The organism is Sphingomonas lacusdianchii (genome assembly GCF_022664395.1).
In the GTDB taxonomy this organism is placed as follows: Bacteria; Pseudomonadota; Alphaproteobacteria; order Sphingomonadales; family Sphingomonadaceae; genus Sphingomonas; species Sphingomonas lacusdianchii.
On sequence record NZ_JAKRET010000042.1, the window covers coordinates 1 to 10,250 of the forward strand.

Below are 10,250 nucleotides of genomic sequence, written 5' to 3' on the forward strand. Positions count from 1 at the left end.
CCCGCAAGCGTCGACACCGCCATTGCCGGTCTCCGGCTCCGCTTCGCTCCACCTCCGCCCGGCAATGGCGGCGGACACAACAATGCACTAACAATCACCCCGGACCACCCGGTGGGGGCTGCTCAGTCACCGCAGGTCTAATTTCCTACCTCATCAGTACTTTTTTCGTACAACTTCTTATTTTAGACTTTTTAATAGCACTTATTATTTTTAGAATACGTGAAACGATATAGGTTACGCTTAAATGAATCGAATCATTGACTCCCCAAGAATGATCGACATCATGTTCCAAGAAAGGAACATGTTGTGTCACTCAAATTTACTCGTCTCACGCGACCGGAAATCAAACGGCTGGCGGCAGGTGCATCGCTCACCGAACACGGGATAACTGCGACCGGGTTGAGGGGCGGCGATGTCCGATACGCGGTGAACATCATGGTGGACGGGCGTCGGATTCACCGCGCCATTGGGAAGGCAAGCGAGGGCGTCACCCGTCAGCAGGCGGAGGACGCTATCGAACTGCTTCGCACCCACGCTCGCGAAGATCGCCTTAGCTTGCCGACAGGTCGAAAGACGCATCGCATGTTCGAGGAAGCCGCCACCGGCTACCTTGAGCGGTTGGAACAGGGCACAGGGAAGAACCTGACTGCGAAGCGCCGACAACTAGTAACGCATTTGATCCCGGCATTCCGCAAACACCGGGCGGACAAAATCACGACGCAGATGGTGCAAAGCTATGTGCGGGATCGCCTGTCCACGGGCGCTGCACAGGCGACGGTGAACCGCGAACTTGCCACCCTCTCCCACCTCTTCAAACGCATGGTTGAATGGAAGTGGATCAAGGCGGAGGATGCGCCGGTAGTGTCTAAGGGTGCAGAACCGCCCAAGGCGATTACGGTCCTAAGCGACGGGGATGCAACGTCCCTACGGAATGCCGCGATCGGGGATCAAGACGGGCTGTTACACCTGTTTGTTGAATTTGGCTTGGGCGCAGCAATGCGGCACGGCGAAATCCTACGCGTCCGGTACGATCAGATCGATTTTGATGCTCGGCGGATTTACCTTGCAAGGGCAAAAGCAGGAGCGCGCGAACAGCCCATTACGCCAAACCTCGCCGCCCATATTGCCGCTGCACGCGAGCGAGCGACGGACAAGGCAGGATGGGTCTTCCCGTCACAACGCAAAGGCGAAGACGCAACGCATCGCCTTAGTATGGCAAAGCAGTTCAAACGGGCCGTGGAGCGCGCGGGCCTATCCCCGCGACGGGTCACACCGCACGTCATGCGACATACGGCTATCACCCGGCTGGTACAGGCAGGCGTTGACCTACCGACAATCCAGAAAATCAGCGGACACAAAACGCTACTCATGGTGATGCGCTACGTTCACATCTACGGCACGCATATCGACAATGCGATCAGTGCGCTCGATTCGGCACCCATCGCAATTACACCAAAACTACCACCAGTTCCTGAAACCGATGCATTTAGTGAAGCTGCTTAGTCTCAAAAACGGCGGAAAACCGCCGGTACGGACGGCGGGGGTTGAACCCGCACTCCCAAAGGGAAGCGGATTTTAAGTCCGCTGCGTCTACCGATTTCGCCACGTCCGCGTGGGGAGCCGCGTTCCAAGCGGATCGGCGCTGCCCCGTCAAGCCGCCGCTATCGCAACGTCTGGATGATGCCGGAGAAATCGGTGGCAGCATGGCCTTCCTCGACGAAGCGGGCATAGAGTTCCGCCGCGCGGGCACCCATCGGCGTATCGGCTCCCGCTCCGGCCGCCGCCTGGATGGCAAGGCGCAAATCCTTGAGCATCAACGCAGCGGCGAACCCGCCCTCGAACCCGCGATCGGCGGGCGTTTCGGGGCCGACACCCGCCACCGGACAATAGCTGGTCATCGACCAGCATTGCCCCGAACTGACCGACGAAATGTCGTAGAAGGTCTGCGCATCCAAACCCAGCTTTTCGGCAAGCGCGAAGGCTTCGCAGGTCGCGATCATCGATGCGCCGAGCAGCATGTTGTTGCACATCTTCGCCGCCTGCCCCGCACCGTTTGCACCGGCATGGATCACCGCCTTGCCCATATCCTCGAGGAACGGCGCGGCCTTGGCGAACGCCGCCGGGCTGCCGCCGACCATGAAGGTCAATGCGCCGGCATTGGCGGCGGCGATCCCGCCCGACACCGGCGCGTCGACCGCCTGCAATCCTTTCGCACGGGCGGCTTCGGCCACCTGTCTTGCGGTATCGACGTCGATCGTCGAACAATCGATCAGCACCGCGCCGGTATCGACCGCATCGAACAATGCCTCGGCATAGATTTGCGCGACATGCGTGCCGGCGGGCAGCATCGTCACGACTGCTTGTGCGCCGCTCGCCGCCTCGACCGCGTCGGCGACCGGCAGGCACCCGGCCGCCTTCGCCCGCGCCAGCGCGTCGGCGGACAGGTCGAAGGCGCGGACATCGTGCCCCGCCTTCGCCAGATTGGCGGCCATGCCGCCGCCCATATTGCCGAGGCCGATGAACCCGATCCGTGCCATGCTGGTCTCTCCTACCGCCCCGTCCAGTTGCCGGGCCGCTTTTCGACGAAGGCGGTCATGCCTTCCTTCTGTTCGGCCGTGCCGAACAGGCCGTGGAATAGGCGCCTTTCGAACTGGACCCCTTGCGCCAAGGTCGTGTCGAAGGCGGCGTTGACCATTTCCTTGTTCGCCTTGACCGCCAGCGGGGCCATGGCGGCGATCGTCGCGGCGGTCTTCACCGCATCCTCGACCAGATCGTCGGCGGGCACGATCCGCGCGACGAGGCCGCAGCGTTCCGCTTCCTCGGCGCCGATCATCCGGCCGGTCAGGCACATGTCCATCGCCTTCGCCTTGCCCACCGCGCGCGCCAGCCGCTGCGACCCGCCCATGCCCGGCGTCACGCCCAGCTTGATCTCGGGCTGGCCGAACTTCGCGGTGTCCGCCGCGAGGATGAAGTCGCACATCATCGCCAGCTCGCAGCCGCCGCCCAGCGCGAAGCCGGCGACCGCGGCGATGATCGGCTTGCGGGTGCGGGTGAAGGCGTCCCAGCCGCTGAAATGGTCGCCGCCATACATGGCGGCAAAGTCCATCTCCTGCATCTCCTTGATATCAGCCCCGGCGGCGAACGCCTTGGCCGAACCGGTGATGACCGCGCAGCCCTGCGCCGGATCGGCATCGAACGCGCGCATCGCGTCGAGCAGTTCGGACAGGATCTGCGCATTCAGCGCGTTCAGCGCCTGCGGCCGGTTGAGCGTCACCAACGTCACCGCGTCGCGCTTCTCGACCAGAATGCTTTGGTAGTCGGACATGCTACTCCCCAATCAGTGCGGCTGCCACTCGTCGTCCTCGCCGAGCGGAGCGAAGATGCGGTCGATCATATGGTCGGTCACCGCCGCCGGGGTAGCCGGGTCCCACTTCGGCGCGTGGTCCTTGTCGATAATCACCGCGCGGACCCCCTCGACGATGTCGGGTCGCTGGACGATGCGGGTGACGACCGCATATTCCTGCCGCATCTCGTCCTCGAAGGTTGGCATGGTCTTGCCGTCGAGCAGCAGTTTCAACGACACCTTGCATGACAGCGGCGAACGCTGGCGCAGCGTCGCCAGTTGCGCCTGCGCCCAGTCCGATCCGTCGGCTTCCAGCGCCGACAGGATTTCCTCGAAATCGTCGCTGGCGAACAGGCGGTCGATCGCCTCGCGCTGCGTCAGGATTGCCGCTTCGCCGGGCGTGGTCGCGTGGTCGGACAGGATCGCTTCGATCGCCATCGGGTCGGCGGCGATCGCCGCCTTGATCGTATCGAGCGCCGCCGCCGGCACGAGATGCGTCGCCAGTCCCAGCGCCAGCATCTCGCTGCCGTCGAGCCGTGCGCCGGTCAGCGCCAGATATTGCCCGATCCGGCCCGGCAGCCGCGACAGATACCAACCGCCGCCGACATCGGGGAACAGGCCGATCGCGGTTTCGGGCATGGCAAAGCGCGTATTCTCGGTCGCAACGCGGACCTTGCACGGCTGCGAAATGCCGACGCCGCCGCCCATCGTCACCCCGTCCATGACCGCGATGGTCGGCTTGGCATAGGTGAACAACCGGTGGTTGAGCCGATATTCGGTCGCGAAGAAGGCACGGGCAGCGGCCCCGTCGCCGGCGCTGCTGTCGCCGATCATGCGGATGTCACCGCCAGCGCAAAACCCGCGCCCTTCGGCATGGTCGATCAGGATCGCATGGACCGACAGGTCGTCGCGCCATGCCTCCAGCGTGGCGAGCATCGCCTCGCACATTTTGAGGTTGAGCGCGTGGAGCGCCTTGGGCCGGTTGAGCCGGATGCGACCGACGCGATGGTCGACAGAGGTGAGGATCATCCCAAATCCTCCCCGCTCGCGGGGAGGGGGACCAGCGAAGCTGGTAGAGGGGGCGTGCCGCAATCGCAGAGGTGGCGGAGCAGGACGTCCCCCTCCACCATGCTGCGCATGGTCCCCCTCCCCGTGCCGGGGAGGATTTTCATCGTACCAGCTCCCGTCCCACGATCATCCGCATCACCTGGTTCGTGCCCTCGAGGATCGAATGCACGCGCAGGTCGCGCCAGAAGCGTTCGATCGGATAGTCCATCAGATAGCCATAGCCGCCATGGAGTTGCAGCGCCTGATCGACCACCTTCGATCCGGTGTCGGTGGCGAAGCGTTTCGCCATCGCGGCGAAGCGCGTCTTGTCGGGCGCGTTCGCGGTCACCTTGGCCGCGGCAGTGTAGAGCAGCGCGCGTGCCGCCTCCAGTTCGGTCGCCATGTCGGCCAGCGTGAACTGCGTGTTCTGGAAATCGGCGACCGGCTTGCCGAACTGCTGCCGCGCCTTGGTATAGGCGATCGCTTCATCGAGGCAGCGTTGCGCCCCGCCGAGCGAACAGGCGCCGATATTCAGGCGACCGCCATCGAGTCCCTGCATCGCGATCGAGAAGCCCTGCCCCTCGGCCCCGACCAGATTGGCGGCAGGCACGCGCACCTGATCGAGAATGACCGCGCGCGTCGGCTGCGAATGCCAGCCCAGCTTGCGTTCGTTCGCGCCGAACGAGACGCCGGGCATGTCCTTCTCGACCAACAGGCACGAAATGCCCTTCGGCCCGTCGCCGCCGGTGCGGACCATCACGAGGTATACGTCGTTGTCGCCCGCGCCGGAGATGAACTGCTTGGTACCGGTGACGATATAGTCGTCGCCATCGCGCACCGCCTTGGTCTTCAGCGCTGCCGCGTCCGAACCCGAGGACGGCTCGGTCAGGCAATAGCTGGCGAGCTTGTCCATCGTCACGAGGTCGGAGAGGAAGCGCGCCTTCAATTCCGCCGAACCGAACGCATCAAGCATCCATGCCGCCATGTTGTGGATCGAGATGAAGGCGCATGTCGACGGACAGCCATAGGCCATCGCCTCCATGATCAGCGCCGATTCCATCCGGCCGAGCCCGATCCCACCCGATTCCTCGGACACGTAGATGGCGGCAAAGCCCAGTTCCGCCGCTGCCTTGATCGTGTCGCGCGGGAAGATGTGCTTTTCGTCCCATTCGGCAGCATGGGGGGTGATCGCGTCGGCGGTAAAGCGACGCGCCAACTCCTGAATCTCACGCTGGTCGTCGGTCAGATCGAACGGATTCACGCTTCACTCTCCACTATCGCTTCGGCCTCGATCTCCACCCGCCATTCGGGACGGAGAAGTGCGGCCACCACCAGCATCGTCGCGGCGGGCCGCACCCTGCCGAACAATTTCCCATGTACCTGCCCCACCGCCTCGGCATAGGTCGGATCGATCAGGTACATGCGGGTGCGGACGACATCGTCGATGCGGCCGCCCAGTTGCCCGATCGCCTGCGCGATGATGGCGAAGCAGCGCTCCGCCTGCGCGGCGGCGTCGCCCGGCGTGCTGCTGCCATCCGGTTCGACCGGCGCGGTGCCCGACACGAAGATCCGGTCGCCCACGCGCAAGGCGCGCGCGAAACCGATCGTGGCTTCGTAGGGGGACGCCGAGGCGCTATGCCGACGCACCATCATTTGCCCTCATGCAACACGCGCTGCCGGAACAGCGGATCGGCGATCGATAGCGTATTGCGTTCGTACCAGCGGGGTGCCGGCACCCCCTTCTCCCACGCAATCGCTTCCAGCAAATTGCCCTGCGCCGATGGCGTATCGGGATGCAGCTTCGCGATCGGATCGCGATAGGCGACATCGGCGGTCACGATCGTCCAGCCCTTCGCCCGAAGCGCCGCGACCAGATCGGCGATCCAGTACGCCGCCAGATCGGTTTCGTGCAGCAGCATCACCTGCACCGGCTGTCGCCCCAGCGCCTGTTTGGCCAGTCGGTCGGTGAATTGCGCGGACTCGACATGCGTCTCGACATAGAGGTCGCGTAAGGCATCCATGTCGACCGGCTTGCCGGCCTTGCGCGCCTGCGCGGTCAGGTTCTCGATATTCCAGTCCGATCCGTCGACCGTGACATAGCCGTTCGACAGCCCCCGTGCGGCCAGCCCGGTGCGGACCGCGTCGCGCTTCGCCTTGTCGGTGCCACCTTCGTCGAGGAACGGGAAGCGATACCAGGGCCGCAGCCCGCGCCGCCCCTTCAGCCAATCCCCTGCCCGGTCGATATCGGCCAGATAGGCTTGCGCGGTCCTCGACTTGAGCGCCGGATGGCTGAAGCTGTGATTGGCGATGACATGGCCGGCGGCGACATAGGCGGCAATCCGCTGCTCCCCGCCCGCGCCGTCGGGGGCGGCAAGGTTGCCGGGCACGACGAAGAATGCCGCCTGTCGCACCTTCGCCTTGCGCAGGCCCGCGATGATGCGGGCCGTACGCTCCTCGGGCGTCAGAAACGGCCCGCGCGCACGCGGCGCGTCGTCGAACGTCAGAGCGATCCGTTTCTGGGCTTCGGCCGGCATCGCCACCAGCAACGCCGTCAGAACCACCACCAACCACCGCCTCATGCCGATCACCCCATCGTCGGGATGACGAACGCGTCCTGCATTCGGGCAGCGCCACCATCCTCGGCCTGGGTGCCCAGCGCCGATCCGTCGGGCCAGCGTTGGGTGATCGTCTTCACCTTGGTCCAGAAGCGCACGCCTTCCTCGCCATGCTGGTTCACGTCGCCGAACGCGCTGCGCTTCCACCCGCCGAAGCTGTGATAGGCGACCGGCACCGGGATCGGCACGTTGATGCCGACCATGCCGACATTGACGCGCGCGGCGAATTCTCGCGCGGCATGGCCGTTGCGGGTGAAGATCGCGACGCCGTTGCCATATTGATGCTCGCTCGGCAGGCGGACGGCGCTTTCGAAATCGTTCGCGCGGACGATCTGGAGCACGGGACCGAAGATTTCCTCGCGATAGGATTCCATCTGCGGCGTCACATGATCGAACAGCGTCGGGCCGATGAAGAAGCCGCGCTCATGCCCCTGCAGGCTGAACCCGCGCCCGTCGACGACCAGTTCGGCACCTTCCTCGACACCCTTTGCGATCCAGCCCTCGACCCGCGCCCTGTGCTGGGCATTCACCACCGGGCCGTAATGCGCATCGGGATCGGTCGACACGCCGACACGTAGCGCCTCGATCGCGGGGATCAGCTTTTCGCGCAGCGCATTGGCGGTCTTGTTGCCGACCGGCACCACCACCGGCAGCGCCATGCAGCGCTCGCCTGCCGAACCGAAGGCCGCACCGGCAAGGTCGGCGACGACCTGATCGAGATCGGCGTCGGGCATGACGATGCCGTGGTTCTTGGCCCCACCCATCGCCTGCACGCGCTTGCCGGCCGCGACGCCGCGTTTGTAGACATAATGGGCGATGTCGCTCGACCCGACGAAGCTGACCGCGCCGATGGCGGGATGGTCGAGGATCGCATCGACCACCGTCTTGTCGCCGTGCACGACCTGCAGGATGCCTTCGGGAGCGCCCGCTTCGAGCAGCAGTTCGGCAAGGCGCACCGGCACCGACGGATCGCGTTCGCTGGGCTTCAGGATGAAGGCGTTGCCGCAGGCGATGGCGACGCCGAACATCCACATCGGGATCATCGCCGGGAAATTGAACGGGGTGATGCCCGCGCCGATGCCGATGGGTTGCCGCATCGAATAGACGTCGATGCCGGGACCGGCGCCCTGCGTGTAATCGCCCTTCAGCAGATGCGGCACGCCGCAGGCGAATTCGATGACGTCGAGGCCGCGCTGGATATCGCCCCGGGCATCGGCGACGACCTTGCCATGCTCGCTCGACAGGAGTTCGGCGAGCGAGTCCATGTTGGACTCGACCAGTTGCTTGAACGCGAACAGGACGCGGGCGCGCTTCTGGGGATTGGTCGCGGCCCAGCCGGGCTGCGCCGCCTGCGCAGCCATGACCGCGCGGTCGAGATCGTCCGCCGTGCCGAGGCGGACATGCGCCTGCACCTCGCCACGATTGGGATCGAAGACGGCGCCGGTCGCACCGTCCGCATTGCCTGAACCGCCCGCGATCACATGATCGATGACCCGCATAAACTCTCCTGTCGGTCGCGGTGGACGGTCTGATGCCGACTCATCCGCGTGTAATTTTATTGCTTTTGGCATAGCCGTACGGAGCGGGCAATCGTCGGGACCAGATTCCCGCGTGCCACCGCGAGGGTGAAGGCCCGCGCCTCCGTTCGCACGGGGCGGGGCGGTTTTCGGGAGGCCGTTGCCCAAGCGACGCCAATGGGCTTCGCCACGACGCTTCCCGCCTCGTTGCTGGTCGTGCCGGTGGTGCAGCGGTTCGTCGACCGGCTGTTCGGCATCGACCCGCCCCAATGACGGGAAGCGGAATGCGCCTTATCCCAGTTTGAACTCGTCGAACTTGATCGGATCGCGCGCCGGAAAGCGCGTGTCGAACGCGTAGGACGTGACCAGCCCGGTCGATGTGTCGAACACGGTATAGGCGGTGATGTCGTTGCTGGTCAGGAACGGCACATTCTGCGCAGCGCCCGCCAGCTCGACCTACGGGTTGCGCAGGGTCGGCAGCGCCATCGACCGGTCGTGCGGATCGTCCTCGCGCGGATAGTCGTCGGGGTTCCAGCGCAGCGAGGTCAGCGCGGCGACCTGTGCCTCGGTCGGCGGACCCGATCGGCGCGGCGACAGGTTGCTGACATAGGCGCCATAGCTGTTCCCAACGTTCGACGTCTCGATATAGTGCATGTTGCCGACCTTACTGCGGCACCACAGATGCGAATGGCCGACCTGCACCAGCTGTACCCCCGCCGCGGTCAGCAGCGGTTCGATGTCACCCCGCCACAGATCCTTCGACAGCGGATAGTCATATTTGACATAGCGCATCCGCCCGGCGTCGAGCACCGGCTGGATCTGTCCGTTCCATGTCGCGCGGTCGATCGGGAAGGCGAAGGGACCCATCGTCCGGATCGCGCCGGTCGCATCGCTATATTCGAACGTCGCCTCGGTCTGCGCCATGACCGGCGTGGCATTGTCGCCCAGACCGAACACCGACTGATGGACCAGCACGATCTTGTACTTCGCCGAACGGAAGGCGTCGCTGGCGAGCACTTCCTGCAACCACTGGTACTGGCGCGAGCCTTTGGCAAAGGGATGGAACTGGAAATCGCCGAAGCCCCACGCGGCCGGATCGTTGATCGCCGCCGTCGCCTCGGTCAGCTTGCCGCGCGTATTGGCGGTCCAGCTGCGCCAGATGCGGTTGCCATCCATCGCGATCAGGAAGGTGTCGCCGATCCGTTGCGCATAATAGCGCCCGCCCTCCGGCCCCTGCGGCAGCGTGAAGATTTCCTCGTAGGAAATCGTCTCGTAGCTATTGTCCTGGATCCAGCGCTCGCGGATCGCGGCGTCGCCCGACGGGTTCACCGTCGCCGCGACCCGGTCGTAGCGCAGTTCGGCATACCAGCGCGGCTGCGGATCGTTGAACATCGTGTTCAGACTGTTCGCCGGGTTCCACCGCCCCGAATATTCGTGGTTGCCGAGGATCGGGTAGATCACACCGCTCTGCAACAGCGGCCCGCCGGTATAGGTCGATGCCGGCTGCCATTTGCGCATCGTCCCCTGCAACGCGCCGAAGAAGGGCGGCAGGTTGAGCATGCCATTGTCGAACCATTCCGACGCACGGTTGGGCACGTTGACTAGGGTCAGGACTCGTTGATCACAGCCAAAAGATGACGGTGGCGGCGAGAGCGATGGCCGAGAAGAAGGCGATTGGGCAGCGGTCGTAGCGGGTGGCGACACGCCGCCAGTCTTTCAGACGGCCGA

At 64.7% G+C, this 10,250-nt stretch carries 10 protein-coding genes, 1 tRNA gene and 2 pseudogenes; 2 read left to right on the forward strand and 11 right to left on the reverse strand.

The genetic code is table 11. The features are described from left to right. Window positions 1-91 (forward strand): annotated as a pseudogene (locus MF607_RS21895) (integrase catalytic subunit); the annotation flags it as partial. Between the two features lie 344 nt (window positions 92-435). After that, window positions 436-1,503 carry a tyrosine-type recombinase/integrase gene (locus MF607_RS21900; RefSeq protein WP_242122305.1) on the forward strand — a complete coding sequence of 356 codons (1,068 nt, stop codon included), beginning with the start codon at window positions 436-438 and terminating at the stop codon, window positions 1,501-1,503. Between the two features lie 26 nt (window positions 1,504-1,529). On the opposite strand, the gene MF607_RS21905 is transcribed toward MF607_RS21900, so the two are convergent. The 11 genes and pseudogenes from MF607_RS21905 to MF607_RS21955 form a co-directional block, all read right to left on the reverse strand. After that, window positions 1,530-1,612 (reverse strand) — tRNA-Leu (locus MF607_RS21905). 49 nt (window positions 1,613-1,661) lie between these two features. Then, window positions 1,662-2,537, reverse strand: coding sequence for a 3-hydroxyisobutyrate dehydrogenase (mmsB, locus tag MF607_RS21910; protein WP_242122290.1), 876 nt, complete (start codon window positions 2,535-2,537; stop codon window positions 1,662-1,664). Between the two features lie 11 nt (window positions 2,538-2,548). After that, the gene (locus MF607_RS21915; RefSeq protein WP_242122291.1) at window positions 2,549-3,325 is read right to left on the reverse strand and encodes an enoyl-CoA hydratase; all 777 of its coding nucleotides are present in this window, start codon (window positions 3,323-3,325) and stop codon (window positions 2,549-2,551) included. 12 nt (window positions 3,326-3,337) lie between these two features. Beyond that, a complete protein-coding gene (locus tag MF607_RS21920; RefSeq protein ID WP_242122292.1) occupies window positions 3,338-4,372 on the reverse strand; it encodes an enoyl-CoA hydratase/isomerase family protein in 1,035 nt (344 codons plus the stop codon). Between the two features lie 139 nt (window positions 4,373-4,511). Further along, window positions 4,512-5,651, reverse strand: coding sequence for an acyl-CoA dehydrogenase family protein (locus tag MF607_RS21925; RefSeq protein ID WP_242122299.1), 1,140 nt, complete (start codon window positions 5,649-5,651; stop codon window positions 4,512-4,514). After that, window positions 5,648-6,043 (reverse strand): RidA family protein, encoded by a 396-nt coding sequence (locus MF607_RS21930; RefSeq protein ID WP_242122300.1) that lies wholly within the window; start codon window positions 6,041-6,043, stop codon window positions 5,648-5,650. Before MF607_RS21930 ends, MF607_RS21925 begins: the two co-directional genes overlap by 4 nt. After that, a complete protein-coding gene (locus tag MF607_RS21935) occupies window positions 6,040-6,969 on the reverse strand; it encodes a polysaccharide deacetylase family protein (RefSeq protein WP_242122301.1) in 930 nt (309 codons plus the stop codon). Before MF607_RS21935 ends, MF607_RS21930 begins: the two co-directional genes overlap by 4 nt. Before the next feature lie 5 nt (window positions 6,970-6,974). Further along, window positions 6,975-8,504 (reverse strand): CoA-acylating methylmalonate-semialdehyde dehydrogenase, encoded by a 1,530-nt coding sequence (locus tag MF607_RS21940; RefSeq protein WP_242122302.1) that lies wholly within the window; start codon window positions 8,502-8,504, stop codon window positions 6,975-6,977. Window positions 8,505-8,813: 309 nt separating this feature from the next. Then, entirely contained in the window at window positions 8,814-8,951 is a 138-nt protein-coding gene (locus tag MF607_RS21945; RefSeq protein ID WP_242122303.1) for a hypothetical protein, read from the reverse strand. A 27-nt stretch (window positions 8,952-8,978) separates the two neighbouring features. After that, complete coding sequence (locus tag MF607_RS21950; protein WP_242122304.1) at window positions 8,979-10,118, reverse strand: metallophosphoesterase; 1,140 nt, start codon at window positions 10,116-10,118, stop codon at window positions 8,979-8,981. 25 nt (window positions 10,119-10,143) lie between these two features. Beyond that, a pseudogene (locus tag MF607_RS21955) lies at window positions 10,144-10,250 on the reverse strand (IS5/IS1182 family transposase); the annotation flags it as partial.

What these genes read in the sequence shown, in the direction of transcription:
- MF607_RS21930 (WP_242122300.1), bottom strand. Translation starts at nt 6,043, where the DNA reads ATGATGGTGCGTCGGCATAGCGCCTCGGCGTCCCCCTACGAAGCCACG.
- MF607_RS21915 (WP_242122291.1), bottom strand. Translation starts at nt 3,325, where the DNA reads ATGTCCGACTACCAAAGCATTCTGGTCGAGAAGCGCGACGCGGTGACG.
- mmsB (WP_242122290.1), bottom strand. Translation starts at nt 2,537, where the DNA reads ATGGCACGGATCGGGTTCATCGGCCTCGGCAATATGGGCGGCGGCATG.
- MF607_RS21900 (WP_242122305.1), top strand. Translation starts at nt 436, where the DNA reads ATGGTGGACGGGCGTCGGATTCACCGCGCCATTGGGAAGGCAAGCGAG.
- MF607_RS21940 (WP_242122302.1), bottom strand. Translation starts at nt 8,504, where the DNA reads ATGCGGGTCATCGATCATGTGATCGCGGGCGGTTCAGGCAATGCGGAC.
- MF607_RS21920 (WP_242122292.1), bottom strand. Translation starts at nt 4,372, where the DNA reads ATGATCCTCACCTCTGTCGACCATCGCGTCGGTCGCATCCGGCTCAAC.
- MF607_RS21935 (WP_242122301.1), bottom strand. Translation starts at nt 6,969, where the DNA reads ATGAGGCGGTGGTTGGTGGTGGTTCTGACGGCGTTGCTGGTGGCGATG.